The organism is Iodidimonas nitroreducens, from assembly GCA_000710935.1.
GTDB classification, from domain to species: domain Bacteria; phylum Pseudomonadota; class Alphaproteobacteria; order Sphingomonadales; family Rhodothalassiaceae; genus Iodidimonas; species Iodidimonas nitroreducens.
This window is the reverse complement of sequence record BAYV01000027.1, coordinates 20,514-46,857: the sequence shown is the minus strand read 5'-3', so window position 1 is coordinate 46,857 and position 26,344 is coordinate 20,514. Positions and strand designations below refer to the sequence as shown.

Here is a 26,344-nt window from a genome sequence, read left to right as displayed (position 1 = left end):
ATTTCAGAATATGTGTACCGGAGACCATCATGACTCAATCCCCAAGATATGCCTTTCCTTTTATTTTGACCAATCAGTCTCAAAAAGAAATCACCCATAATGAGGCGATTGCCCGCATCGATCTTTTGCTGCATTTGCATATAGAAAGCTCTGTTTTGGCCGCTCCCCCGGAAGAACCGCAAAATGGTCAGGCATGGATCGTGGCGGCCGGGGCATCGGGGGCCTGGGCCGGGCATGAAAACAAGATTGCCCAATGGCTTGATGGGGGCTGGGTTTTTGTGCCGCCGGTCACCGGAATGCGGGCCTGGCTTGCGGATCGCCTGTTTGATACGATTTATGATGGCACATTCTGGCGCAGCGGCGATGTGTGGGCGGATCGCTTTACCATCTGGGGGCAACAGGTGGTGGGGCCGCGCCAGTCTGCGATTGCCGATCCCTTGGGCGGCGAGATCATCGATGCGGAGGCGAGAGCCACGCTGGGGCAGATTTTATCGATGCTACGCACCCATGGACTGATCGGCAATTGAGTGGAGATTGATCTGCGCGTGCAACAACCTAAGATCATGATCATCATGATTTCGACAAATTTTAAAGGCTATAAATTTAAAGGCTCATCTGGCGCTGTTTGAGGCGGTGCGTTAGGATATGCCACAGTGGTCGGTAAGACATAATATTTGCGTTTATAAGGGGATCATCGTGAGAATATCATTGGTTTTGTTGGCATCATGCAGCTTATTGCCATTCGGGGCATTGGCGATGGCGCAAGAAACAGCCCAAGGCGAGGCCGGAAATTTTTATGGTGCTGTGCGGGCCGGGATCAACTGGGCTCATGACGAGGCATTGGAAGGCGATTTCAGATCAAAAGATGAGCGCGATACCGGGTTCGTTCTGGGCGGCGCTTTTGGTTATGATTTCAAGCCTATTCGCCTGGAGCTTGAATACCTTTATCGCCGCAATGATCTTGATAGGCTTGATGTGCGTGAGGATGGGGGTGCTGGAGCCGCTTTGGGCCTTGCGCCTTTTTCGGGGCCTGTGGCCTTAGATGAAACCCGCGCCACCGCATCGACCTTCATGCTCAATGCTATCTATGATGTGCCCGTTGTGCGCGGATTTCAGCCTTATCTGGGGGTTGGCCTTGGGATGGCTGTGGTGGATTTGGAATATCGCTTGGCCAGCGGCGAATCCCTTTTGAACAATAATGATGCGGAACCGGCTTTTCAGGCTTTGGCTGGTTTCAGTTCGGCCCTGAGCGAGCATTGGACGGCGGAAGTGGGCTATCGCTTTCTGGTGACGGGTCAAAGCGATCTTCGGGTGGCGGATCGCATCGATGCAGAAGCGAAATACAAGGCGCATTCCGTGCTTTTTGGCCTGCGCTATGCCTTTGGCGGCAATGGCCAGGCGGCCCCCAAACGCACCGCCGCACCGGCTCCTGCACCGGCTCCTGTAGCAGTTAATCAACCACCGCAGGCCAATGATGATCGCGCCCGGGTGATGGCGGGAGAAGGTGTTGAGATTAATGTGTTGGGCAATGATCGTGATGCTGATGGCTCGATCACCGGCATTGCCACCATTGGTGAAGCCGGGCATGGCACCATTACACGCGGCGAGGCGGGTCGTTTGCGCTATCAGGCTGACCCCCGCTTTGTTGGTCAGGATCGCTTTACCTACAGCATTCAAGACGATGCGGGCGATGTGGCAACGGCTACGGTGGTGGTGGATGTTCTGGCCCCCGAAATCGGCCCCTTCATCGTGTTTTTCGATTTTGACAGCACAAAGATAACAGCGGATGCCCAGCAGATATTGCAGGATGCGGCCGATGCCTTTGCCAAATATGGCATTGCCCGGGTTGAGCTTGTGGGCCATGCGGATAAGGCTGGGCCGCAAACCTATAATGAAGGATTATCGCAAAGGCGCGCGGATCAGGTGAAAGAGGCTTTGGCCCGCATCGGGGTGCCGGACGGGGTGATGACCACGCTTGCCAAAGGCGAGCTTGACCCGCTGGTGCCCACCAATGACGGGGTGCGCGAACCGCAAAACCGCCGTGTGGAGATTTTATATCCCCAGCCCGGCGAATAAGCGGGCAGCGCTCTTTTAAAGCAAGGCCTGAAGCCTTATTCCGGAGGCTTTATTGGGCGCTATCGATTTTATTCGGCGTGCTTGCCCGATCATTGGACGCCATATTATCGGATGCTGGACCATTGGAAGAGAGGATGCTGGCGGGAGCGTTGTTTCCCGCCATGCAGACCCGGGGATTGGCCGATAGAGGCAATGTGATCGGCAGATCGACAATTTGTTCCAGATCTTGTGATCCATCCCGAACGATTTTGCCAAGGGCTGCAATGCGCTGGCAAAAATCAGGCTGGGTGCGAACGGCGGCTGAAATCTGATTGGCCAATCTGGTGATGTGTTTATCCAGATGAGTTTTGTGGGCCGTGCCATATTCCCGCTTGAAATAGGAAATAAGCGCGGCTCCATGTTCGGCGAGGGCGCTTTGGTGGCTTTCCACGAACTGATTATAAAGCTGCCGCTGCCCCAGATCCTTACGCCCCCGGCATTGCAAAGCGCCCACCATCATCTGGGTTTGCAAAATCCGCACCTGATGCGCCACGCGATCATCGGCAGACAGGCATTGCGCAAAGGCTTTTTCAGCCCAAAACAGGCTTCCCAAAGCTGCGATCAGAAGGATAATGGATCTGCTCAACTTCATGACACCTGCTCCTGTAACGACACCCAATGAGACACCTATGGTTCATGAGTGTCGAGGACAGAGCTTAATGAATGGTCAAACTGACAATTCATGTAAAATCTGGTGTCAAATGCAGATTTATGAAGCTGGAGAGATCACCGCAAGCCAGCGTTCCACACGTTTGCGATTGGCACCAAGATCGGAATGACCATAAACGGATCGGCTATAGATGGCCAGTGTTGATCCGCCATCCCCTGCAGGATAGATGCGGACCGTGATGATATCGGGGAAGCGCATCACCGGGGTGCGTTCTATGAAATCATATTGCGCATTGGCCGGGTCCATCGTTCGGGTTTGGATATTCGGGGATTTATCCACAAATTCCAAAATGCGATCCCGCAATTGTTCGGGGTTGGCTTCAAAAACCGGGGCTATTTGATCGGGGGTGGATTGAAGGCAGGTGTTTAGAGGGCAGAGCAGATAGGTATTAGGGCTATCAGGGCGCTTTAGGGTAGCAAAATCAATCTCAGGCAGGGGTTTGGTCCCAAAGATGCTTTCAAGTTGGGCCGGGGTCATGAATAAAAGCCCAAGCCCCACGATCACGATCAAAATCGACAAGGCAATGGCCGTATAGCGAATGGCATCAATGATCGACATAAGACAGCCTTTCAGGCGCGGAGCAACAGCTTGGCCATGATATTTTTTTGAATTTCATTGGTGCCACCATAAATCGTTGCGGCACGCGAATAAAGAAAATGCGCAACGCCGTTGGCCGCACCTTGTGGCCCGCTTTCGGGCATATTGCTGCCATGGTCACCACGGTTTGTGGGGTAGGGCAAGGCAAAATAGCCCAAAGCCTCGACATAAAGTTCGGACAGGGCCTGCTGTAATTCGGTGCCACGCACTTTCAGGATCGAAGGCTCAAAACCGCGTTCTTCGCCGCGTAATTGGGCATCGAGAAAACGCAGCTCGGTATATTCAAGGCCGCTGACCTGAATATCGAGATCAGTCAGTTTTCTGGAAAAATCGGGATCTTGTAATAGAGGCTTGCCATTTGCATTGATCTCAGTAGCGAGAGCGCGCAAACGCTGCAACATGCGCTTTTTCGCCCCCAGATCGGTGATGGCCTGACGCTCATTGGCCAGCAGAAATTTGGCGCAGGTCCAGCCCGCCCCTTCTTTGCCGATCCGGTTTTCCACCGGCACCCGCACATCTTCAAAGGTCACCTGATTGACATGATGCTCCCCATCGATGGTGATCACCGGATCGATGGAAATGCCCGGAGTGGTGATATCCACCAATAAAAAACTGATGCCATCCTGGGGCTTTGCCTCATTTGATGTGCGAACAAGGCAAAAGATCCAATCCGCCCAATGGGCCATGGTCGTCCAAAGCTTGGTGCCATTCAGGATATAGTGATCACCATCACGCACCGCCGCCATCCGCAGGGATGCAAGATCAGACCCCGCCCCTGGCTCGGAATAGCCCTGCGCCCACCACACATCGCTTTTCAGGATGCCCGGCAGATGCTGTGCTTTTTGTGCTTCATTGCCAAAGCTATAGATCACTGGGCCCACCATATTGAGGCCAAAAGGAATGGGCCGCGGGGCCCCCGAAAGACCCAATTCCAGATTGAAGATATATTGCTGCGTGGCATTCCAGCCGCAGCCCCCGGCCTCTTTTGGCCAGCCGGGGGCGATCCAGCCTTTATCATAAAGAATTTTTTGCCAGCCCACATAATCGCTTTTCAAAAGCGGGGCACCCTGATCCAGCTTGTCGCGCAGGCTATCGGGAATGGATGTTGCCAGAAACTGCCTGACCTCATCCCGGAACGCGCTGTCTTCGGCGGTGAATGACAAATCCATCTTTGTGCGGTCCCTTGTTGCTGGGCCATATCCCGATTGGTCGGTAAATTCGAGGTGATCGGCCCGAATAGTTAGGCACCGATTCCATGATCAGGCTTTGCGGGCGAGCCGATGATAGCTCAAAGAGCGCCAGCAAGCTGCATGGCTGCGCCCATATCGCCTTCCACCTTCAGCTTGCCCATCATAAAGGCCATCTGGGCATTCTGGCTGCCATCCATGATATCGCGAAAATCATCGAGACTGACTTTGATCGTGCAATCGGCATCGCCATCTTCATTATCCACGGCGGGGGGCTTTTGGCTGCCATCAATGCGAATCACGCCGGTTTCCCCCAGATCGAATTTGATGATGCTGGAAATGCTGGAATTGGCGACTTTGCCGCGCACAGTTTCGGTCAGTTCGGTGAGGCTCATAGATCAGTTCCTGTGAAAAAGGCGTTTGCCCTGTTGATATCAAGCCAAAGGCTAGCATGGGCCGACATGGATGACAGCCCCCCGGCAATGGGAGTGGCCAGATTTATTTGCCGTCCTCTTATCCACCGGCGGGCGGATCGGCGGGTTCCTCAGGCTTTTTCTTTTTCAAAAGCCCGCCGAGCCCGGAGTCCTTCAGGCCGGATTTGACGCTCTCCTCGATCTTATCTGTTGTGCCTTCGGGCAGCTTGTCTGTTTGTTCCTTCAGGCTATCGCCGAGCTTGCTTTTGGCTTTTTCCAGTTCCTGATTAAGTTCCTGCCGGGCCTTGCCTTCAAGATTATCAAGCTTGGCGCGTGCATCGCCCAGCAATTGCCTGCCCAGATCGCTGGCCAAAGCCGCCTGTATCTGCGGCATCACCGCTTTTAAGATCAGTTGAGCGGCATCGGCGGGGGCCATGCCATTCGCACCGCCAATATCCTCGAGATGAATATCGGCGAGTGTAAGGGTTTGATCGGAAAAGCCGATGGAACCGCCTCCGATCGAAATGACGGCGTCATTCAGACGGAAATGATCGATAAAGATATTGGCGGTTGCGGCTTCTTCCTCTGCCGGCTGCTGGGCGATGAAGGATTCGATATTTTTCTGGATGGTTTGCAGATTGGTCGTACCCGGGCCCGGTTCGATATGAATTTTTGGGGCATCGATGGTGATGTCATTGATTTTAATCAGATCGGTTAGCACGGAACGCGGTTCGAGCCTGATCGACAGGCTATCCAACTGAAGCGCATCGGCATCGGAATAGCCATCGGGATTGCCGATGCGAAATCCCTTAATCCCCGCGGCGCCGCTGAAGGGTGAAAAGGAAACAGCCGCAAGGGAAACCGGCGCACCCAAAATGGGGGGTGTATGGCGTTCCAGCCCGGCGCGTATTGCCTCTTCACCTTCGGTGTAAAGCCAAAAGGCCCCACCGCCGATCACCAGCAGCAACAAGACAACAATCGCCAACAAAATCTTGCGCATGATCATCCCTTTCTGTGCAGACAGAGTCCTGTTCAACCTTAAGGCCTGATCGCTCTGAAAGCGACACTTAATAAATTATTAACTATTATCTTGATCCTAGGGATTCAATGGGCCATGATTCATTCATATCGGGATAAGACACATAAATACAGTGTGTTGATGGGTTTTGTTCTAGTGATTTATGAATGATCGGAGATGCAGATGGACGGTGCATTGAGCGAACGGAGCAAGCCGTTCCAACCCTTGACCCTTCCTTCTTTGGTGCGCAAGCCCGGTCCCTCCGGTTTATTCGATACGGTATTTGAAGAAACTGAAGCCGGGCTTTTGCTTCTGGATATTGATCTGGCCCAGCATCGGGTCAGGATTTCCGATGCCAATCGCGCGATTTGTGATTGGCTGGGCTGCCCAAAAACCGATCTGGCCGGGCAAGATTTTGTTTCGCTGATTGATGATCAAACCATGTGTTCGGAAATCGAGCGTTTGAAAAAAACCCTGATCCGACAGTCTGAGCTGTGTATCTCGGGCTATTTACGCCATGCCGATGGCACACGCTTTTCATGCTCCATCACCTGTCGCCCCATATCGACGGGGACAGTTGGATCTGCCGGTCCGAGGCTGGTGGCGATCATCCGGCGTGATGATCAGCAGGTGGATCAGGCCTTGTTGAAAGCCCAGCAGGATCGGGATATGGCCCTGCAGGCGCGGCAAAGGATGCTGGCCCGCATCAGCCATGATCTGCGCACGCCCTTGAACGGGATATTGGGCTTTGCCGAGGTGATGGCGCTATCGTGCAATGGCGGGACCGCTTGTGATCCGCCACATAAGGATGAAGAGAAGGGGGCTGGGGGGCGGCAGATCCAGATGATCCAGACCTATACCGATCATATCATGAACGCCGGGCGTGAGCTTTTGGCGCGGATCGAGGATCTTTTGGCGGCAGCCGAGGAGGGGGCCCCGGTGGTCCGGCGCTCTATCAGCCAGATCAGCCCGGCTCAGCTCATTTCCGAAAAAGCCATGATTTATGAATCCCGCCTGATCCGTGCCGATTTGCGCCTTGATCTCAATATCGAAGCGGCCTTGCCCGCTTTGCTGGCAGATCAGGGGGATTGCGATCAGATGATCGCCGCCATCTTCGAGCATGTGCTTTTATCGGCCCCGCGCCATGGCACCATTAGCATATCGGCGCATTTGGATAGCCACGGCCAGTTGGTCTTTGGTTTTTATGATGATGGTCCGGCGATCAGCCTGAAGCAGGTTGATGCCGCTATCGCCAAAACGGCGGAAGACGAGGATGTTTATGCCAATCCGGTGGCGCGCACGGTGGCTGGCCTGCCTTTGGCGCAAAGCCTGGCTCTGCGCAATGGCGGGGTGATGCGGATCGGTGATCAAGCTGAAAATGCTGCACTGACACGCCCCAGGGCGGGCCGATTTTCATGCGAATTGTGCTTTTCTGCTGATTGCCTTGGCGGTTAATGGGTCCTGACCCTAAAGCCGCTCTTTTCAGCGACCCATCCCTGCGCTAGGTTTCATCGAAATGTCTGAGGGGCGCAGAGACAGCATGACAATTTTTCTTTCCTTTCTGGTTTTTTTCTCTTTGCTGGCCACGGCCATTGCGGCCACGCTGATCGTGCCATCCTATGCCGCCTGGCCCCAGTCTTTGGTGGCATTGGTCGCTTTTTCTCTGCTGGCCGCCTTCGTGGTTTTGCTGATGCTGCTCAATCGCCGCCATGTGGATAAGCGCCTTGCCGGCCTTGAACGATCCATAGATCGTTTGGCGCGGGAATCGGATCGTTTGGCCCTGCGGGTCACATCGGTGGACAGGAACAGCGATCAGGATGATGAAAAATCAGGCGATATGATCCGCGAAATGCGGGTTTTGCAAACCCTTCTGGGTCAGATTATCGGCCGGAGCGGGGTGGGATTGCGCAAAGGCGACATCAATATCGATGCGGTTTTGAAGGGCGCTGCGGTGACAAAAGCCGCGCGCGATACCCTTCCCCCGGAAATCGAGGCGGATATCCTGACCGTGGTGCAAGGGGCCTTGTCGGAAAATCGGGTGGATCTCTATCTGCAGCCAACCGTTGCCCTGCCATCGCGTCGTCCGCAATATTATGAATGTTTTTCAAGGGTGCGGGGCGAGCATGACGAGGTGATCTATCCCCAGCAATATCTGCCGGTGGCGGAAAGCTCGGGTCTGATCGGCACGCTGGATAATCTGTTGCTGTTTCGCTGTATTCAGCTTGTGCGCAAATTGGGGCCACGGCGCCCGAATGTGAAATTCTTTTGCAATATCTCGTCAGCATCGGTTCTGGATGAAGATTTTTTTCCCCAGTTCATCGATTATATGGCGTCGAATACCGAATTGGCCGAGCGGCTGGTGTTCGAATTTCCACAGGCGGATCTGCAGGCTTTGGATCGCAAAACCCGCAATCGGCTGATCGCTTTGGGGGATCGCGGCTATGCTTTTTGCATGGATCATGTCACCTCGGTGCGTCTTGATCCATCAGAGCTGAAAAGCTGGAATATCCGCTTCGTCAAGATCGATGCCGATCTGCTTTTGGGCGATAAGATCGATATCCATCCCGCAGATATTCGTCGCAGTCTGAAAAAACAGGGCATCGACCTGATTGCCGCCCGGGTGGAAGATGAAAATCAGGTGCCTGAATTGCTCGATCTGGACGTTTCCTTTGCTCAAGGCTATGTCTTTGGCAAGCCGCGCCTCAATCGCGAAGATGCCGGCACCGAGGATGAATAAGCCTATGTCTGTTCCGGTCTTGCCCGGCTTGTCTGCTTTGGTCGCGGATCATCCTTATATCATCTGCGATATCTGGGGTGTTTTGCATGATGGCGAGGTGGCTTTTCCTCTTGCGGTTGATGCTTTGTGCCGGGCGCGGGCGGCGGGGGCGATGGTCGTTCTTGTGACCAATTCCCCCCGACCGGCGCAAAGGGTGGCGGCGCAATTATCGGCTTTTGGCATCGATCAAACAGCTTATGATGGCCTTATCACGTCAGGGGAATTGACCCGCCATCATCTGCAGGCGCATTTCACCGGGCAGCGTTTTTTCCATATCGGCCCTGATGAGGATCGCGACACGCTGGCGGGCCTTGACCTTGTCGAAGGGGCCGATAGCGATGATGCCGATGTGCTGGTGGCGACCGGGCTTTTCGGGCCTGATCTTGATGCCCATGCGGCCCTGATTGCCCCTGCCGCCCGCAAAGGCGTGCCCATGCTCTGCGCTAATCCCGATCGCGTGGTGCGGGATGGCGGCAAAATATTCATCTGTGCCGGGGCCGTGGCAGATGTTTATGAAGATATGGGCGGGGCGGTGCGGTGGCTGGGCAAGCCTGCGCCGCCGCCTTATGAGGCCTGCCATAAAATTTTCAGCGCAAAAGCCGGACAATCAGTGACGCCGGATCAGCAATTGATCATTGGCGATGGATTGGCCACCGATATTACCGGCGCTTTGGGGCAATCGATCAAGGCCATTCTGATCGAATCCGGTATTCATCATGATGATCTGCGGGCTCATGGCCTGGATCATCTGATCGGGCAGCATCGGGCCGCACCGGATTACCGGATGCACAGCCTGGCCTGGCAGGATCAGGGCTGAAACGCCAAAGGCGCGGTTTAGAGGTCTTGTCCCCTAATTGAACAGGGCGTCGATTTCGTCCTGACTGCTGGAAACCGGTGCACTTGCGCCTGATGTTTCAGCTGCTTTCTCAGGGGCTTTTGGGGGGGCTTTTTCGGCAGGTTTTTCTGCTGCTTTGGCCGCTGGCTTGGGTGGCGCTTTAGCCGCTGGTTTTGCTGCTTCGGCTTTGGGCTTTGGGCTTTGCGGTTTTGGCGCGGCCTTTGCCTCTGGTGCCTCTGTTGCCTGGGGCGCCGGGGGCGCAGGAGGCGGCGCAACCACAGCAGGCTTCGCCGGGGCAGGCTTGGCCGATCCCATCAAGGCATCCACAGCATCCTGATCGATGCCTTCACCCGCCAAAGCCGGGCCGCGCAAAAGGCTGCGATCATCGCCTTCAGGATAACCATCTTCCGCAGCTTGCGAGACATCATCATCGGTGATGCCCAGCAGATTGCGCAATTCATGGATGCGTGTTTCCACATAGGTCAGGGTTTGCACAACCTTGGAAATGCGTTGGCCGGTAATATCCTGAAAAGAGCAGGCTTCGAATATCTGCATGATATTCTCCTGCACCGTTTCCTGAAATCCTTCCACATCACTGGGATCGGCCCCCATGATCGCTTCGGCCGATGACATGATGGTGTTGGTGGCTTCTTCGGTTTGCTGAACGATGGCATCCAGCTCCATCCCGGCGCGGGGGATCCGGTCGGTTTCCAGATCCTTGGGCTGAAGCGCGGCAATTTCCTTCCGGGCATTGCCGATATAATCGCTCAAGGTGCGACATTCCCGATAGATATTGGTATCGATCGATCGGAAATAGGTGCGCATAGTGCCGATCAGCACTTCGGTGACCGAAGCAACATCGGCAAGCGAGAATGTTTCATCCCGTTTCCCCCGAAGATGATCGACCAGAGCCTCGATCTTTTCCGGGAGTTCTTCGGCACCCATCAGAAATCTCCAAGCACAGCCGAGAGCTTTTGCTTGAGCGTCGCAGCGTTGAAGGGCTTGACGATATAATTGTTCACGCCCGCTTTTTTAGCAGCGATCACATTATCGGTTTTTGATTCCGCAGTCACCATGATGAAGGGCAAGCCTTTGAGCTGGCCATCGGCACGCACTTCTTTCAAAAGCTCATAGCCGGTCATTGGTTCCATATTCCAATCGGAAATGACCAGGCCATAATTCTTGGTGCGAAGTTTTTCCAGTGCCTGTGATCCATCAGTGGCTTCATCCACATTATCAAAGCCGAGCTGCTTGAGCAGGTTACGCACGATTCGAAGCATCGTCTTATAATCATCGACGATAAGGATGGGCATCGCCTTATCTACGGCCATAACTGTTCAAACCCTTGAAATTGATACTGAATTGAGACGAGAAAGTGCCCCCGCCGGCTAAGAGGTCATCAGAGTAATACCGGTCATCTAAAAAACTGGTTAATTGCTATCAAACAATATCTATCTCTGCTATCGGCTTTTTTGAAAGGCGTGCCGGGCCGATAGCCTTGTGCGTTTTTTGGCCCAGTGCTTATAGTGCACGGCCTTTATATAAAGACCCGATCATGGGATCACGATCCGATCCTCAGCTTATGGTCATCTTTTTATAGCAAAGATCAAGGAGCCAGATACCCCGTGGACCTCATAAGCCAGCCTGGCTCACTTCCCGAAGATTTGCGCGGATCAGTGGCAGCATTAGGCAATTTCGATGGATTTCATTGCGGCCATCAGGTCGTTGTGGGTGAGGCGGGCCGCTTGGCGCGGGCTATGAATGTGCCCTTGACGGTGATCACCACCGAACCGCATCCGCGCAGTTATTTCCGCCCCCAAGATCCCCCCTTCAGGCTCACGCCCCATCATGATCGCGCGTGGCTTTTAAAACAATTTGGTGTGGATCTTTTGGTCAGCCTGCCGTTTGATCAGGCCTTATCGCGCCTTTTGCCCCAGGAATTTGTGGAAACAATTTTATGTGCGCAACTGGGGGTGGTGCATCTGGTGGCGGGCTATGATTATCGTTTTGGGGCAAAGCGGGCGGGCGGCACCGATCTGCTCGCTTATATGGGCCAGATGGAAGGCTTTGGCCTGAGCGTGGTGGAGCCGGTGCGCTTTCCACCTCTTGATGATGCGGGGGGCAAGTCTCCTGAAGGCGGAGTGGTTTATTCCTCCAGTCTGGTGCGGGAAACCCTGAAGGCCGGCAATCCCCGGCTGGCAGCCCGGATGTTGGGCCATTGGTGGTCGATATCGGGGACGGTGGAGGAAGGTGACAGGCGGGGGCGCACCATCGGCTTTCCTACCGCTAATCTCAGGCTCAAGGATATTATGGAACCGGCATTCGGGGTTTATGCCGTGCGGGTCGAGATCGCAAAAACGGGTCAGGTTCATGAGGGTGTCGCCAATCTGGGCCGACGGCCGACCTTTGCCAGAACAGATGTGACGCTGGAAGTGTATCTGTTTGATTTCGAGGGCGATCTATATGGATGCGACCTGCGGGTGGATATGGTCGATTTCATCCGGCCTGAGCAGAAATTTTCAGGCCTCGATGCCTTGAAGGCGCAGATTGCAATTGATTGTGATCGGGCGCGGCTGATTCTGGCCGATCCGGCCCATGATCGCCGCCATCATCTTCCCCCCCGCCTTGAAAGCTATCTGGCGCAGCACCCCACCCTCTTGGCCCGCTTGCGCTGAAAGGCGCGGCAGGGGGCTTATTCATGGGTCGTGCTCTGGGGTCGTGTTCTGGGGTTGTGATCAGCAGGCTTGCCCGTTTCATGCAGCATTGATAAAAGGCAGGCCATGAGAATGAAACCGATCTGCGGCATGGCTTTCGGGCTTGGAAAAAGCGCGCGAATTACCGGCCCGGCTCTCGATCAGGGGGCCGGGGCGTCTGTATTCTGCGTGATCTTTTGCCTGATTTGAGTGAGAATTGAATATGTCTGGTGATGAAGCCGCCAAAGCCGATTATCGCGCCACTGTTTTTCTGCCGGAAACCGATCTGCCCATGCGCGCCGGATTGCCCCAGAAAGAGCCGCAATGGCTCGCCCAATGGGAGCAGCAATCCCTTTATCAAAATTTGCGCACCGATGGCCGGGGGCGTCCTCGGTTCATTCTTCATGATGGCCCGCCCTATGCCAATGGGGATATCCATATCGGCCATGCGATGAATAAAATCCTGAAAGATGTGATCATCCGTTCGCAACAGATGACCGGCCATGATGCGCCTTATGTGCCCGGCTGGGATTGCCATGGCCTGCCCATCGAATGGAAGATCGAGGAAGCCTATCGCAAAAAGGGCCGCAATAAGGATGAGGTGGAGCCCATCGAATTTCGCAAGGAATGCCGGGCCTTTGCCGCCGATTGGATTGATCGCCAGAGGGAACAGTTCAAGCGCTTGGGGATTTTGGGGGATTGGGATCATCCCTATACCACCATGGCCTATGAGTCCGAGGCGAAAATCGTTGAGGAGCTTTTGAAATTCGCCACGTCTGGGGCGCTTTACCGAGGATCAAAACCGGTGATGTGGTCGCCGGTGGAAAAAACCGCTTTGGCTGAAGCGGAAGTGGAATATCACGATCATAGCTCGACCCAGATCGATGTGGCCTTCCCGGTGATCTTTAGCGATCAACCTTTGCTGAAAGATGCCTCCATCATCATCTGGACCACAACGCCTTGGACCATTCCGGCCAATCGCGCCATCTGTTTCGGACCCGAAATCGATTATGTGCTGGTTGAGGTCGAAAGCTTAAGCAAGGGGGCATTGCTGGCGCGTGGGGCGCGCTTTGTGGTGGCCGAAGCTTTGCTGCCGGCTGTTCTGGATCGTGCCAAAATCACCGGCCATCAGTGTCTGGGCCGGATGACGGGGGCCGATCTGGCCGGAACCCTGTGCGCCCATCCATGGCGCGGGCAGGGTTATGATTTCGATGTGCCGCTTTTGCCGGGGGAGCATGTCACGGTGGAGGCCGGCACCGGCTTTGTGCATACCGCCCCCAGCCATGGCGAGGATGATTTCATCATCGGTCAGCGCCATGGCCTTGAAACCCCGATGACGGTGGCCGATGATGGCCGCTATTATGATCACATGCCGCTGGTGGCGGGGGATCATGTTTATAAGGTGGGCGATAAAATTTGTGCTCTGCTCACCGATGTGGGCTGCCTGCTGGCCAGTTCAAATTTCATCCACAGCTATCCCCATAGCTGGCGGTCCAAGGCCCCGCTGATTTTCCGCAATACGCCGCAATGGTTCATTTCGATGGAAAAAAACGGCCTGCGCGAAAAAGCGCTGGCGGGGATTGAGGATGTCCGCTGGATTCCGGCGCGGGGGAAAAACCGTATTCGCGGCATGGTGGCGGATCGCCCGGATTGGGTCATCAGCCGTCAGCGCGCCTGGGGCGTGCCGATCACCGTGTTTGTAAAGCCGGAAAGCGGTGAAATCCTGCAAGACGCCCGAGTGAATGAACAGATCGTGGCGGCGGTTCGGGCCGAGGGCGCGGATGCCTGGTTTGCGGGTGACCCCAAGCGCTTTTTGGGGCCGGATCATCAGCCCGATGATTGGGACGCGGTGACCGACATTCTCGATGTCTGGTTTGATTCGGGCTGCACCCATGCCTTTGTTTTGGAATCCCGTGATGATCTGGATTGGCCTGCCTCCCTTTATCTGGAAGGGTCAGATCAGCATCGCGGCTGGTTTCAATCAAGCCTGATGGAATCATGCGGCACGCGCGGGCGGCCCCCTTATGAAGCGGTGCTCACCCATGGCTTTACCCTTGATGCCGATGGGCGGAAAATGTCGAAATCGGCGGGCACCGGCCTGTCGCCGCAGGATATCGTCAATGAATATGGGGCCGATATTCTGCGCTTGTGGGTGATGTCCACCGATTATTTCGATGATGTGCGGATCGGCAAGGAAATCATCAAGGGTCAGGTGGATGCCTATCGCAAGATCAGGAATACCCTGCGCTATTTATTGGGCAATCTGGCAGGATTTGAAGAAGCCGAACGCCTGCCTTATGATCAGATGCCGCCTTTGGAACGCTGGGTTTTGCATCGTACCGAAGCCCTTGATCGGCTGGTGCGGGAAAAGATCAATGATTTTGATTTCAATCCCTGTTTTCAGGCCTTGTATCAATTTTGCATCCTCGATCTTTCGGCCTTTTATTTCGATGTTCGCAAGGATGTTCTTTATTGCGATCAGAAAGACAGCATCCGCAGGCGGGCGGCGCGCACCATGCTTGATCTTTTGTTTTACCGGCTGACAAGCTGGTTCGCCCCGATCCTTGTTTTTACCGCCGAAGAAGTGTGGCAGGCCCGCTTTGGGGCAGAAGCAATGAGCGTGCATCGCCAGCAATTCCCCGAAACCCCTGCGCATTGGCGCAATGATGCTTTGGCCGAACAATGGTCTGCTGTGCGGGCCGTGCGCCGGGTGCTGACGGGGGCGCTGGAAGTGGCCCGGCGCGAAAAACAGATCGGGTCATCATTGCAAGCGGCCCCTATCCTTCATGTGGCGGATGAAACGCTCTATCAGGCTTTGCAGGATGTGGATCTGGCCGAGATCTGCATCACCTCATCGGTTGAGATCATCGCGGGTGAAGGTCCGGCGGATGCCTTTCGCCTCGATGATGTGGCCGGGGTCAGCGTAGAGATGGCCATGGCATCGGGTGAAAAATGCCAGCGCTGCTGGGTGGTGAGCAAAGAGGTGGGCAGCCAATCGGGCGCACCCGATCTGTGCACACGCTGTGCAAAGGCCGTCACCTCAATGGATGAGGGATCATTATCCGGCCAAAATGGGCCGGGTCGGGATCAGGGGTGAAACCGCTTTTTGCATCCTCCTTACGCGCCCAGCGCGCCGCCCGCCGCATCGGCTGGTCGGTGGCGCTTTTGGTTTTGGTGCTCGATCGGCTGAGCAAGCTGTGGATTTTGCGTGATCTGGCGATGCAGCCCGGGGATAGCCTGCCCCTGTTGCCCTTTTTAAGCCTGACTTTTGTGTGGAATGAAGGGATCAGCCTTGGTCTTTTACAACAGGGCAGTGATGGCGGGCGGCTGGCTCTGATCCTTGTCACCGGGCTGATATCACTGCTTTTGGCGGTGTGGCTGCAACGCACCCGCCTGCGGCTCCCGGCTATGGCCCTGGGCCTTATTCTGGGGGGGGCGGTTGGCAATATCTGGGATCGCGTGGTTTATGGCGCGGTGGCCGATTTCGTCCATGTCCATAGCGCTGGCTGGTCTTTTTATATTTTCAATGTGGCGGATGCGGCGATTTCTGTCGGCGTTGTTTTGCTGCTTTTGGATAGTTTTGTGCACCCGCATGATAAAAATCCCTGAATGATTTTTTGATGCGCCTTGTTGTTTGCGCGGAAAGTCCCTAAAAACAGAGACAACGTTTCTTTGATCTCATATGATGAACGAGGAAAATCTTTGACCTTCTCATCCGGTTTGCGCGTTTTGATGCGGCTTTTGGTTTCGGGGTCCGTGATGCTGGCCCTTTCGGGCTGTGTCTGGGTTGGCGAGCTTGTGGGCTCGGGCAAAAATCCCCCCGATGAATTTGTGGTGGTGGATAAACGCCCCCTTGTGGTGCCGCCCGATTTCCAATTGCGTCCGCCGCGCCCCGGTGTGCCGGTGCCCCAGAATATTCAGCCCACGGCGCAGGTCATCGATGCCCTGTTCCCCGGCCATACATCGGTGCCCCCGGCGCCATCGGATGGCGAGATTGCCTTTCTAGAGAATTTTGAAGCCACCAGCCCGGATGTGCGGTCGCAAGTGGGGGGCGATACCGAAACGGTGGATAAGGGGCCGATGCTCTCTGAATTGCTGAGCATGGAACCGCGCCGATTGGAAAGTGATGGCGCCACCATCGAGCGGATCAAGCCTAAGCGCCGCTGAAAATCCGGCGTCGCTGAAATCCGCTGCTGGTAACCAGCGTGAAGGCGGCGCTGAGCCCGGCGCGCTTCCCTGCCGGACTTGGCCCTGATGCAAGATGAACATGGATAATCCCCCAACAGGCAAAATCCATCGTCTGGATGAACGCACGGTCAATCAGATTGCCGCAGGCGAGGTGATCGAGCGACCGGCCAGCGCGGTCAAGGAACTGGTGGAAAATGCCATCGATGCCGGGGCGCAGCATATCGAAATCACGTTGCGCGAGGGCGGTCGGCGGCTGATTTCGGTCAGCGACGATGGCTGCGGGATGACCGGCGATGAGCTTCTGACCGCTATCGAGCGTCATGCCACGTCAAAATTGCGAACAACCGATGATCTGGCCGCCATTGCCACTTTGGGCTTTCGGGGCGAGGCGCTGCCTTCCATTGGCTCGGTCAGTCGGCTTGGTTTGCGCAGTAAGGCACAAGGTGAAAAAGACGCTTGGGCCTTGGACGTGGATGCCGGGCGCATCGGCGATCTGTTGCCCGCCGCTCAGGCCGAAGGTACCCGGATCGAGGTGCGCGATCTTTTTTATGCCACCCCGGCGCGCCTCAAATTTTTAAAAACCGACCGCACCGAAACCGCCAATTGCCTTGATGTGGTGAAGCGTTTGGCCATGGCCTCGCCGCAGGTGGCCTTCAGCCTTTCGGATGGGGATCGCAACCTGTTCAAGGTGGAACGGTCGATGGCCGAACCTTCGGCAGTCCTTAAAAATCGTCTGGCCGATATTCTGGGCCGGGTCTTCAGCGACAATGCGATGGCTGTGGATGCCGAGCGCGAAGGCATTCGCCTTTATGGGCTTGCGGGGCTTCCCACCTATTCAAGGGGCAATGCCCAGCAGCAATATCTGTTTGTCAATGGCCGCCCGGTCAAGGATCGCCTTCTGGTGGGGGCCGTGCGCGGGGCCTATGCCGATTTTCTCGCCCGGGATCGCCATCCTGTTTTGGCCCTGTTTGTCGATCTTGATCCCCGCTTTGTGGATGTGAATGTGCATCCGGCAAAGGCTGAGGTGCGCTTTCGCGATCAGGCGCTGGTGCGGGGGTTGATCGTCTCGGGCCTGCGCCACGCCTTGGGGGATGCCGGGCATCGGGCATCCAGTTCGATCAGCCATGCCGCCTTGGGGGCGGTGCGCCCCGGCGGGTCCATCCCTTATCGCGGGGGTGCGGCCTATCCCGCGCGCCCGGCAGGTGCCGGGTTTCATGACCCTATGCTGCATTGGCAATCCCCACCCCAAGGATCGTCTCCCCCGGCTGTTTCGCCCGCACCCACCCCGGATGGCTCCGGCTTTTCCTTTGCCCCCTCGGCCCGCCATGAAATGGCTCGCGAGGATGGAGCCGCTCTCGCCGGGGCCTCTGGGGCATCCGAAGACCACTATCCCTTGGGCGCAGCGCGCGGGCAATTGCATGAAACCTATATCGTGGCGCAAAATGCCGATGGCATCATCATCGTTGATCAGCATGCCGCCCATGAACGGCTGGTTTATGAACGCATGAAAACAGCGCTGGCCACCGCATCCGTCCCCCGCCAGATGCTGCTTTTGCCCGATGTGGTGGAACTGGAGTCCACGGCTTGCGAGCGATTGACCGCGCGAATCGATGAATTTGCCGAATTGGGGCTGGTTCTGGAACCCTTTGGCGAGGGTGCGATGGTGGTCCGCGAAGTGCCAGCGATGCTGGGCAAGGTGGCAACGGATCGGCTGGTGCGGGATCTGGCCGATGATCTGGCGGAACTGGATCAGGGGCTGAGCCTGAAAGAGCGGCTGCTCGATATCTGCGCGACCATGGCCTGCCATGGCAGCGTGCGCGCCGGGCGTCGGCTGACATTGGATGAAATGAACAGGCTTTTGCGGGATATGGAGGCAACCCCCCATTCCGGCCAGTGCAATCATGGCCGCCCCACTTATGTGGAATTAAAGCTCAAGGATATCGAACGGCTTTTCGGTCGGCGCTAGGATGAGGGGCTTTCAGTGCGGAAAAACCACAGCCTGCTTTTGCCAATGGCGCGGCTGTCGTCCATAACCAGCCCGGCCACCGGCGGCAGGATGCTTTTGCTGTCGCTTTCCACGATGATCAGGCCCGAAGGCTTGATCCAGCCCCCCTTTTGCAAGGATTGCAAGGCCGGGATGGCCAGATTCTCGTGATAGGGCGGATCGAGAAAGATCACATCGGCGGGGCGCTGCGCCTTGGGCAGGCGGGTGGCATCCACGGCCAGCAGATTGGCATGGGCGGTGGCCTTCAGTTTGGCCAGATTGCTTTTGAGCAGAGCAAGGCTTTGGGGCGCGTTTTCAACAAAGGTCACATGCGCCGCCCCGCGAGACAGGGCTTCCAGCCCGAATGCCCCGGTTCCCGCGAAAAGATCCAGCATATGCAGCCCGGCAAAGGGGCCATCCGGGTCATTGTCCCCGATAGCCTGATGGCGCAGGCGGTGGGAGAGAATATTGAACAGGCTTTCGCGCATCCGATCACTGGTGGGGCGGATGCTGTCGTCTTTGGGGCTGTTGAGGGATTGACCGCGAAAGCGCCCGGCGATGATCCGCATCAGTCGCGCCCATCTTTCGGCCTGTTGCCCCGCATGGGTTTCGCCGCACCTTTGGCTTTGTCATTCACTTTGGTAGCGGATTCAGCGGATGCCATGGGATCGCGGGGGGTGGATCGCCGCGACCTCAGCTTTGCTTTCGGTTTGGCCTTGGCCCATTTTTTGGGATTGGGGATTTTGCGATTCTGCCCGGCAATGGATTGATCGGCCATTTGCCCCAGAATGCCGCCGCAATGGGTGTAAAGCGCTTTGGTGGCGATTTCCACCACCGCCCCGCGCGGCAGGCTGCCAAGGGTGAAGGGGCCATAAGCGGTGCGGATCAGGCGATTGACCTCAAGCCCGATCGAGGCCAGAACCCGGCGGACTTCGCGATTTTTGCCTTCCCGTAATCCTACGCTGAGCCAGGCATTGCTGCCCGATATCTTGTCGAGCCGGGCCTCGATGGGTTCATAAACCACGCCATCCACCACCACCCCTTCGGCCAGGCCCTGCAGCTTTTTTTCATCGATGGCGCCATGTACCCGCACCTTGTAACGCCGCAGCCAACCGGTTGTGGGCATTTCCATCCAGCGGGCCAGCGCCCCATCATTGGTCAGCAGCAAAAGCCCTTCGGAATTGAGATCAAGCCGCCCCACCGAAATCACCCGGGGCAAATGGCTGGGCAGGCGATCAAAAACCGTGGGCCTGCCATTGGGATCATGATGGGTGCTGACCAGTCCGCGCGGCTTATGATAGCGCCAAAGCCTGGTGGCTTCGGCCTGCATCACCGGCTTGCCATCCACTGCGATCCCATCCAGAGTTTCGATCACGCAGGCGGGGCTTTTCAAAATCTGGCCGTTGATTGCCACCCGCCCGGCTTCAATCATCCGCTCCACCTCTCGGCGCGATCCAATACCGGCGCGGGCCAAAGCCTTGGCGATTCGTTCCTGCGTGGCCTTGGGGGTGGGGTTGTCTTTGGTCATATCAAATGGGCGCTCATATCGGTCCTGTTTTTTCGATTGCAGACCATAAGCCCGTGCAGGGCCCACGGCAATCATCTATCCGTGCTTTTAGAGCCATGCTCTCTGGCCTTGACCACGGGCTGTGGGCTTTGCATGTTGATCTGATGCATAAAAACGATCCAAGCCCGATGGCCCTGGCCTTAGACGAAGCGCGCAAGGCTGCGGCCCGCGGCGAAGTGCCGGTGGGGGCGGTGATCTTATCGCCCTCAGGCGATCTTCTCGCCCAAGCGGGGAATGAGGTTTTGGCGCGCAAAGATCCCACCGCCCATGCCGAAATGCTGGTGATCCGGGCGGCGGCGGCGATGATCGGCTCTGAACGGCTGAACGGCTGCGATCTTTATGTCACGCTGGAGCCTTGCGCCATGTGTGCCCAGGCCATCAGCCTTGCCCGTATCCGGCGGCTTTATTATGGCGCCGATGATCAAAAAAGCGGCGGCGTGCGCCATGGCGGGCGGATTTTTTCCCAGCAAAGCTGCCATCACAAGCCCGATATCTATTCCGGTTTTGCCGAGCGAGAGGCGCGCGATCTGTTGCGCGGATTTTTTCGTGATCGCCGGGATACCGGTTGAGCCCATTATTTTGCTGGTTTTTCACATCTTTCGCTTCGATACTGCGGCGATGGAATCGAACGCCCCCGCCCCATTGCTTGAACATTTAAACCGCCTGTCCGAAATCATCGGGGCGTGGCTTGGCAGCGATGTGTTTTCTTTGGCGGGTGGCCTTCAGGGTCTGGTCCTTGGGCTTTCCTTGGGGCTGGCCTGGCTTTTGGCGGGGATCATCCATCAAAGTTTTGAACGGGCTTCTTTTGAACAGGCGGTGGTGCGTCGTCTTGGCCAGATGATCCGGCCTCTCATGCCTCCCTTGCTGGCCTTGCTGCTGTTGGCTTTGGGGCGCATCCTCCTCACCCAAACCGGATTTCCCACAGGGCTTGTGGCCGGGGCGTCCAGCCTTATCACCGCATGGCTGGTGATCCGCTTTGCCGTCACCTTCATCCGCTCGGCCCTCATCGCCCGGCTGGTGGCGCTCTTTGCATGGTCTTTGGCGGCCCTTGATATTGCCGGGTTGCTCGATCCCCTGATCGGGGTTCTGGATGCGGTCCGCTTTTCCGTGGGAAGTTTATCGATTTCCGTCCTCGCGGTGATCAAGGGCTTTTTGGCCTTCGTTCTGCTGATTTGGCTGGCTCTGGCTCTGTCGCGCCTGCTGGAGGGACGTCTCGACAGCCTTCATGAAATCAATGCATCGACCCGCGAACTGATCAAGAAACTATCGCGCATCACCCTTGTGATCATTGCCCTTCTGATTGCCCTCAATGCAACGGGCATCGATCTCACGGCCTTGGCGGTTTTTTCCGGGGCTTTGGGTGTGGGCCTTGGCTTTGGCCTGCAAAAGGTGGTGGCCAATTTCGTATCCGGTGTGATCTTGTTGATGGATCGCTCCATCAAGCCCGGTGATGTGATCGAAACCCAGGGCACCTATGGCTGGATCAATCATCTCAGCGCCCGCTATACCTCGATCATCACCCGCGATGGCACGGAATTTCTCATTCCCAATGAGGATATGATCACCCAGCCGGTGATCAACTGGTCTTTTTCCGATAGCCGGGTGCGGCGCAAGATCGCCTTGGGGGTCAGCTATGATAGCGATATCCGCAAAGCCATGCGCCTGATGGAGGACGCGGCTTTGGGCATGGAGCGGGTTTTGCCCGAACCGCGTCCGGTGGCCTGGCTGATGGGTTTTGGCGATAGCAGTGTGGATCTGGAATTGCGGTTCTGGATCAATGATCCGCAAGCGGGGGTGGCGAATGTTTCAAGCCAGGTGATGCTTAATATCTGGGATTTGTTTCATCGCGAGGGGATCGAATTTCCCTTTCCCCAAAGGGTGGTGCATATGGCCCCCCAGTCTAAGGATAAATCCCAGTCTCAGGATAAATCCCAGTCTCAGGATAAAGACGAATCCTGAAGCCCGGGAAGCCCATCGAAATGTTGCCTCAACATATCGCCGATCATGGCATTCACCTGATCGGGCATCACCATATGATTGAAATGTCCGGTGCCGATGGTCCGCCCCCAATGCAGGGTTTTGACCAGCGCCCGGATATCCTCCTCACGGTTTTGCGGGCGATCCGCATTGATGAATAAAAGCGGCACGGCCACATTTTTCAGTGCGATTTCGGCCTGATAGCCCACAATCGCATCCCATGTTCTGATGGCGGCCTCTTCATCGGTTCTGGCGGCGATGCGCTGCACGTCATCGGGCAGTTCCGGGGGATCAGTGCGGCGAAAAAACACCTTGTCGCCCAAAATCTGCTGGGTACGGCGTCGTCCGACCTCCCTGATCATCTGCTGGGTGCGGGCGAGCGAACGCTGCACCGATGGGCTGCGGATAAGGGGGGCGGGATCGATCAGGATCGCCAAAGGATGGGCCGCATCGGGCCGGGCGGCCAATTCCAGTGCCAAAAGCCCGCCAAGGCTGTGGCCAATGGGGATGATAGATGATTGCGCCAAGCCCAAAGCGGCGATGAAGGCGGAAAGCCTTTGGGTGTAAAAAGCGATGTCATAAGCCGCACCGGTTACCGGATCGCTCTCCCCATGGCCGGGCAGATCCACACAGATGGTGCGATAGTGCGGCGCAAAATGGGCGAGCTGCCTTGCAAAGGTGCTGTGATCGGATGTCCAGCCATGGATGAACAGCAGGACGGGCGCAAGGCCCGCGCCCTCAGCATTGCCGCCCTCAGCATTTCCGCTGTCGATATAGGCGATGGCGGCCCCATCAATCAAAAGCCTGTGCATCAATATCAGCCCTTATGGATTTGCGACCAGGCAAGATCGGCCAAAGGCCCACACATCTGGCCCTGAGCTTCGGCATGTTTGCTGGCTGCGGTGCCGCGCTTTACCCGCCCCCTGATGCCGTGCAAAATAGCCGCCAACCGAAACATATTGAAGGCGACATAAAAATTCATGTCGTGATCGGGAATGGGGTCGCGCCCCGTGCGGGCGCAATAGCGGGCGATATAATCCTTTTCAGATGGGATATTGAGGGCGGCAAGATCGGCGCCCAAAAGCCCGGTAAAGCCGGTGGGGGGCATCCGATACATCATCAGATGATAGGAAAAATCGGCCAATGGGTGGCCCAAAGTTGATAATTCCCAATCCAATATCGCCAGCACCCGTGGCTCGGTGGGATGAAAGATCATGTTATCGATGCGGAAATCGCCATGCACGATGGTGGTTTCATCGCCGGGGGGGATATTCTCGGGCAACCATTTTACCAATCGGTCCATGGCATCGAAGCGCCCGGCGTCTTCGTCTTGTTCATATTGCCCGGCCCAGCGGGCGATCTGGCGGGCGAAATAATTGCCCGGCTTGCCATAATCCCCAAGGCCGATGGCTTCATGATCAACAGAATGAAGGGCGGCGATGGTGGCATTCATGGCATCGAAAAGGGCGGCGCGTTCGGCATTCTCAACCTGCGGAATGGCGGCATCCCAAAAAATCCGCCCCTCCACATAATCCATGATATAAAACCATGTGCCGATCACCGTCTCATCGGTACAAAGGGCATGGGTGCGGGCCACCGGCACGCGCGTTTTCTGGCCAAGGGCGGTGACGACGCGATATTCGCGATCCACGGCATGGGCGGATTTCAGCAAGACCCCGGGGGGTTTGCGGCGCAAAACATAGCGCTTCCCCGCCCCATCGATCAGCCGATAGGTGGGATTGGATTGCCCGCCCTTGAATTGCTCCACATGAAGGCCGGGGCTATAGCCCGCCACATGCGCGGCCATATAGGCATCGAGGGCCGCCTCATCAAAACGATGGCGCTCCCGCACATCCATGGTGCCGGAAAATGTCTCCTGACGACTGGTCATGCTTTGCGTCCTTTATCTATTTCTGCGCCTATTTCGCGTGCACATCATGGAGGCCTTGTTTTTTTGAGGAAGAATTTCGACCTCAAGAAAAAGGGCCTTCCTTATAATTGATTTGCGTTTTGGTTTCATAATCCTCATTTTCAAATCTGTTCATGCGTGCTGTCATGCTGTTTTTTTGCAGCAGTTTTTTTAACGGAATGGAGCGAGGCCATGCAACATAAGCAAAAATGCGCGTCTTTTCCGCCCGAATTGCAGGTTTTGTACGATCAAGCCAAGAACATACCTGTTTCGGCAGGGGATGCAGAAGCCCAGCGGCAAAGTTTTGCCTATGGGAACGCAAAGATTGAAAACGATAGAATCACGCCCAATATGATCGCTCAGGCAGCAGATCATTTAAAGGGATAGGTGCGTGGGGGCCGATGATCGCGAAAGCATTGCGCAAGCGCCAAACATTATAAATGATCCGGATGCGATAGCCCGGAAAGAAGCGGAAAATGCCCTGCGTCAGTTTGATGCGGTGCTCGATATCATTGATGAAGTCGCCCGCGATGGCAGGCCTTTCAAGCTCAGGCCATCCCTGATTTTGGCATTGCATCGGCTTGCGCTGGCTGATCTCTCGCCCTATGCAGGTGTTTTTCGGCCCGGGTCTGTAAGCATCGGGAAAAGCCGTCATCAGCCCCCGCCCGCCCATCTTGTGCCCAGCCTCATCGAAGAGATGTGTGATTATGTGAATGATCATTGGCAGTCCGAGGCGCTTCATTTATGTGCCTATGTGATGTGGCGTTTGAATTGGATTCATCCCTTTACCGATGGCAATGGCCGAACCTCACGGGCTATGTCCTATGTGGTTTTATGTTGCCGCATCGGAGATCGTCTGCCGGGGCGTCAAACCATACCGGAAGCTATCTCAAACAATAAAACACCTTATTATGAAGCGCTGGAAGCCGCTGATGAGGCTTTCACCAAAGGCCCGGTGGACGTGTCAAAATTGCAGGAACTCTTAAAAACTTACCTAGCGCAGCAGCTTAAAAGCGTTTTCGAGGATGCCCTAGCCGAAGGCGGCAACAACTCTTCGGATCGCAAATTTCACTGATCACCTCCGAATGGCCCGCCAGCCGATATCGGATCGGCAAAAGCCCTGCGGCCAATCGATCTCGCGGATCGCGGCATAAGCCCGCGCCTGTGCTGCCGTCACGCTTTTTCCTGTGGCGGCGATATTAAGCACCCGCCCGCCATGGGCCAGCACCTCGCCCGCAGGCGTGCTTCTGGTTCCGGCATGAAAGATTTCCACCCCCTCCATCAGGGCGGCTTTATCCAATCCCTTGATCACCGTGCCTTTTTCATAAGGGCCGGGATAGCCCTTGGCGGCCATCACAATGGTGAGGGCTGCATCCTCATGCCAGCGGGGCTTTTGATCGCCCAGCGTGCCATCGATGCTGGCCAAAAGCAGGGGCACCAGATCGGATGCCAGCCGCATCATCAGCACCTGACATTCGGGATCGCCAAAGCGGGCATTATATTCGATCAGCTTCGGCCCTTCGGCGGTGATCATCAGCCCGGCATAAAGCACCCCCTTATAAGGGCAGCCTTCGGCTTTCATGGCGGCCAATGTGGGCGCGATGATCTTTGCCATCACCTCATCTTCCAGCGCCGCATCAAAGATCGGGGCGGGGGAATAAGCGCCCATGCCACCGGTATTGGGGCCCTGATCGCCATCGCCCACCCGCTTGTGATCTTGCGCATTGCCAAAGGAAATGGCCCGCTCGCCATCGCATAAAGCGAAAAAGCTGACCTCTTCGCCCTCCAGAAAAGCTTCGATCACCAGTTCGGCCCCGGCCTCGCCAAATTGCCCGCCTAAAATATCGTCAATGGCGGCCTCGGCCTGGCGATGGCTATCAGCGATGATCACCCCTTTGCCAGCGGCCAGCCCATCGGCCTTGATCACCAGAGGCAGCGGCTGTTGGCGGGCATAGATGCGGGCGGCATCCGCATCATGAAAGCGGCGATAGGCCGCCGTGGGGATATGATATTTGGCGCAGAGATCCTTGGTAAAGCCTTTCGATCCTTCGAGCCGCGCCGCCAGAGCCGAGGGGCCAAAAGCCTTGATCCCGGCGCGGGCCAGATCATCCACAAGCCCGGCCACAAGGGGCTGTTCCGGGCCGATGACCACAAGGCCAATGGCCATGCTGCGGCAAAAATCGATGATCGCCTGATGATCGGCCAGATCAAGGCTCACCGAGTGGGCCAATTCGGCCGTGCCGCCATTGCCCGGCGCGCAGAAAAGCGCTTCGCAGACAGGGGATCGGGCCAAAGCCCAGCACAGGGCATGTTCGCGCCCGCCCGCACCGATGACAAGGATGTTCATGGAAGGCGTTCCTTTTGTGATCGTCATCTTGCGATGATCCATGCCGATGCGCCCTGCTTTTAAGGACC

26 protein-coding genes are annotated in these 26,344 nt (G+C 56.3%); 14 read left to right on the top strand and 12 right to left on the bottom strand.

Annotation, left to right across the window (positions count from 1 at the left end):
* The first annotated feature begins 29 nt into the window (after window positions 1-29).
* Both AQ1_RS10580 and AQ1_RS10575 read left to right on the top strand, forming a co-directional pair.
* Complete coding sequence (locus AQ1_RS10580) at window positions 30-527, top strand: DUF2793 domain-containing protein (protein WP_042087028.1); 498 nt, start codon at window positions 30-32, stop codon at window positions 525-527.
* 169 nt (window positions 528-696) lie between these two features.
* Window positions 697-2,076 (top strand): Ig-like domain-containing protein, encoded by a 1,380-nt coding sequence (locus tag AQ1_RS10575; RefSeq protein WP_161760568.1) that lies wholly within the window; start codon window positions 697-699, stop codon window positions 2,074-2,076.
* Between the two features lie 49 nt (window positions 2,077-2,125).
* Here AQ1_RS10575 and AQ1_RS14635 read toward each other — a convergent pair whose 3' ends face one another.
* The 5 genes from AQ1_RS14635 to AQ1_RS10550 form a co-directional block, all read right to left on the bottom strand.
* Entirely contained in the window at window positions 2,126-2,707 is a 582-nt protein-coding gene (locus tag AQ1_RS14635; RefSeq protein WP_152550423.1) for a hypothetical protein, read from the bottom strand.
* 117 nt (window positions 2,708-2,824) lie between these two features.
* Window positions 2,825-3,343, bottom strand: a complete 519-nt coding sequence (locus AQ1_RS10565; protein WP_052371212.1) for a DUF1499 domain-containing protein — start codon at window positions 3,341-3,343, stop codon at window positions 2,825-2,827.
* An 11-nt stretch (window positions 3,344-3,354) separates the two neighbouring features.
* Window positions 3,355-4,551, bottom strand: coding sequence for an acyl-CoA dehydrogenase family protein (locus AQ1_RS10560; RefSeq protein WP_042087023.1), 1,197 nt, complete (start codon window positions 4,549-4,551; stop codon window positions 3,355-3,357).
* Window positions 4,552-4,670: 119 nt separating this feature from the next.
* Window positions 4,671-4,964: an SCP2 sterol-binding domain-containing protein gene (locus AQ1_RS10555; RefSeq protein WP_042087021.1), complete on the bottom strand. Its 294-nt coding sequence runs from the start codon at window positions 4,962-4,964 to the stop codon at window positions 4,671-4,673.
* 118 nt (window positions 4,965-5,082) lie between these two features.
* The gene (locus AQ1_RS10550) at window positions 5,083-5,988 is read right to left on the bottom strand and encodes a DUF748 domain-containing protein (RefSeq protein ID WP_042087017.1); all 906 of its coding nucleotides are present in this window, start codon (window positions 5,986-5,988) and stop codon (window positions 5,083-5,085) included.
* A 195-nt stretch (window positions 5,989-6,183) separates the two neighbouring features.
* Here AQ1_RS10550 and AQ1_RS10545 point away from each other — a divergent pair, with 195 nt between their 5' ends.
* The 3 genes from AQ1_RS10545 to AQ1_RS10535 all read left to right on the top strand — a co-directional run bounded on the left by AQ1_RS10545 (window position 6,184) and on the right by AQ1_RS10535 (window position 9,593).
* Window positions 6,184-7,455: a sensor histidine kinase gene (locus AQ1_RS10545; protein ID WP_161760566.1), complete on the top strand. Its 1,272-nt coding sequence runs from the start codon at window positions 6,184-6,186 to the stop codon at window positions 7,453-7,455.
* An 85-nt stretch (window positions 7,456-7,540) separates the two neighbouring features.
* Window positions 7,541-8,737, top strand: coding sequence for an EAL domain-containing protein (locus AQ1_RS14630; RefSeq protein ID WP_052371211.1), 1,197 nt, complete (start codon window positions 7,541-7,543; stop codon window positions 8,735-8,737).
* A gap of 4 nt (window positions 8,738-8,741) precedes the next feature.
* Window positions 8,742-9,593 (top strand): TIGR01459 family HAD-type hydrolase, encoded by an 852-nt coding sequence (locus tag AQ1_RS10535; protein ID WP_042087011.1) that lies wholly within the window; start codon window positions 8,742-8,744, stop codon window positions 9,591-9,593.
* 33 nt (window positions 9,594-9,626) lie between these two features.
* Here AQ1_RS10535 and AQ1_RS10525 read toward each other — a convergent pair whose 3' ends face one another.
* Together AQ1_RS10525 and AQ1_RS10520 are read right to left on the bottom strand one after the other, a co-directional pair.
* The gene (locus tag AQ1_RS10525) at window positions 9,627-10,556 is read right to left on the bottom strand and encodes a protein phosphatase CheZ (protein WP_052371210.1); all 930 of its coding nucleotides are present in this window, start codon (window positions 10,554-10,556) and stop codon (window positions 9,627-9,629) included.
* On the bottom strand, window positions 10,556-10,942 hold the full coding sequence (locus AQ1_RS10520; protein ID WP_042087008.1) for a response regulator: 387 nt from the start codon (window positions 10,940-10,942) through the stop codon (window positions 10,556-10,558). The genes AQ1_RS10525 and AQ1_RS10520 overlap by 1 nt, the downstream gene beginning before the upstream one ends.
* Window positions 10,943-11,236: 294 nt before the next feature.
* On the opposite strand from AQ1_RS10520, the gene AQ1_RS10515 reads away from it, so the two are divergent.
* From AQ1_RS10515 to mutL, 5 genes are all read left to right on the top strand, one after another.
* The gene (locus AQ1_RS10515) at window positions 11,237-12,286 is read left to right on the top strand and encodes a bifunctional riboflavin kinase/FAD synthetase (protein ID WP_042087006.1); all 1,050 of its coding nucleotides are present in this window, start codon (window positions 11,237-11,239) and stop codon (window positions 12,284-12,286) included.
* Window positions 12,287-12,527: 241 nt separating this feature from the next.
* Window positions 12,528-15,401 (top strand): isoleucine--tRNA ligase, encoded by a 2,874-nt coding sequence (gene ileS, locus AQ1_RS10510; protein ID WP_042087004.1) that lies wholly within the window; start codon window positions 12,528-12,530, stop codon window positions 15,399-15,401.
* On the top strand, window positions 15,398-15,913 hold the full coding sequence (gene lspA, locus AQ1_RS10505; RefSeq protein WP_281300780.1) for a signal peptidase II: 516 nt from the start codon (window positions 15,398-15,400) through the stop codon (window positions 15,911-15,913). The genes ileS and lspA overlap by 4 nt, the downstream gene beginning before the upstream one ends.
* A gap of 93 nt (window positions 15,914-16,006) precedes the next feature.
* Entirely contained in the window at window positions 16,007-16,471 is a 465-nt protein-coding gene (locus AQ1_RS10500; RefSeq protein WP_052371209.1) for a DUF3035 domain-containing protein, read from the top strand.
* 100 nt (window positions 16,472-16,571) lie between these two features.
* A complete protein-coding gene (gene mutL, locus AQ1_RS10495) occupies window positions 16,572-18,458 on the top strand; it encodes a DNA mismatch repair endonuclease MutL (protein ID WP_150007287.1) in 1,887 nt (628 codons plus the stop codon).
* Here mutL and rsmD read toward each other — a convergent pair.
* Together rsmD and AQ1_RS10485 are read right to left on the bottom strand one after the other, a co-directional pair.
* Entirely contained in the window at window positions 18,455-19,045 is a 591-nt protein-coding gene (gene rsmD / locus AQ1_RS10490) for a 16S rRNA (guanine(966)-N(2))-methyltransferase RsmD (protein ID WP_042086999.1), read from the bottom strand. The two genes, mutL and rsmD, sit on opposite strands and share 4 nt — an antisense overlap.
* Entirely contained in the window at window positions 19,045-20,079 is a 1,035-nt protein-coding gene (locus AQ1_RS10485; RefSeq protein ID WP_313981881.1) for a pseudouridine synthase, read from the bottom strand. The genes rsmD and AQ1_RS10485 overlap by 1 nt, the downstream gene beginning before the upstream one ends.
* 92 nt (window positions 20,080-20,171) lie before the next feature.
* Between AQ1_RS10485 and AQ1_RS10480 the strand changes: the two genes are divergently transcribed.
* Together AQ1_RS10480 and AQ1_RS10475 are read left to right on the top strand one after the other, a co-directional pair.
* On the top strand, window positions 20,172-20,612 hold the full coding sequence (locus tag AQ1_RS10480; RefSeq protein WP_042087056.1) for a nucleoside deaminase: 441 nt from the start codon (window positions 20,172-20,174) through the stop codon (window positions 20,610-20,612).
* Entirely contained in the window at window positions 20,590-22,002 is a 1,413-nt protein-coding gene (locus tag AQ1_RS10475; protein ID WP_150007286.1) for a mechanosensitive ion channel family protein, read from the top strand. Before AQ1_RS10480 ends, AQ1_RS10475 begins: the two co-directional genes overlap by 23 nt.
* Here AQ1_RS10475 and AQ1_RS14625 read toward each other — a convergent pair.
* Together AQ1_RS14625 and AQ1_RS10465 are read right to left on the bottom strand one after the other, a co-directional pair.
* The gene (locus tag AQ1_RS14625) at window positions 21,981-22,832 is read right to left on the bottom strand and encodes an alpha/beta fold hydrolase (RefSeq protein WP_052371207.1); all 852 of its coding nucleotides are present in this window, start codon (window positions 22,830-22,832) and stop codon (window positions 21,981-21,983) included. The genes AQ1_RS10475 and AQ1_RS14625 overlap by 22 nt on opposite strands.
* A gap of 5 nt (window positions 22,833-22,837) precedes the next feature.
* Window positions 22,838-23,911 (bottom strand): phosphotransferase, encoded by a 1,074-nt coding sequence (locus AQ1_RS10465; protein ID WP_042086997.1) that lies wholly within the window; start codon window positions 23,909-23,911, stop codon window positions 22,838-22,840.
* Between the two features lie 210 nt (window positions 23,912-24,121).
* Here AQ1_RS10465 and AQ1_RS15495 point away from each other — a divergent pair, with 210 nt between their 5' ends.
* Together AQ1_RS15495 and AQ1_RS10455 are read left to right on the top strand one after the other, a co-directional pair.
* Window positions 24,122-24,316 (top strand): hypothetical protein, encoded by a 195-nt coding sequence (locus AQ1_RS15495; RefSeq protein WP_042087049.1) that lies wholly within the window; start codon window positions 24,122-24,124, stop codon window positions 24,314-24,316.
* A 4-nt stretch (window positions 24,317-24,320) separates the two neighbouring features.
* Window positions 24,321-25,004, top strand: coding sequence for a Fic family protein (locus tag AQ1_RS10455; RefSeq protein ID WP_042086995.1), 684 nt, complete (start codon window positions 24,321-24,323; stop codon window positions 25,002-25,004).
* Here the strand turns inward: AQ1_RS10455 and purD are convergent, their stop codons facing one another.
* The gene (gene purD, locus AQ1_RS10450; protein ID WP_042087047.1) at window positions 25,005-26,276 is read right to left on the bottom strand and encodes a phosphoribosylamine--glycine ligase; all 1,272 of its coding nucleotides are present in this window, start codon (window positions 26,274-26,276) and stop codon (window positions 25,005-25,007) included.
* Between the last annotated feature and the right edge of the window lie 68 nt (window positions 26,277-26,344).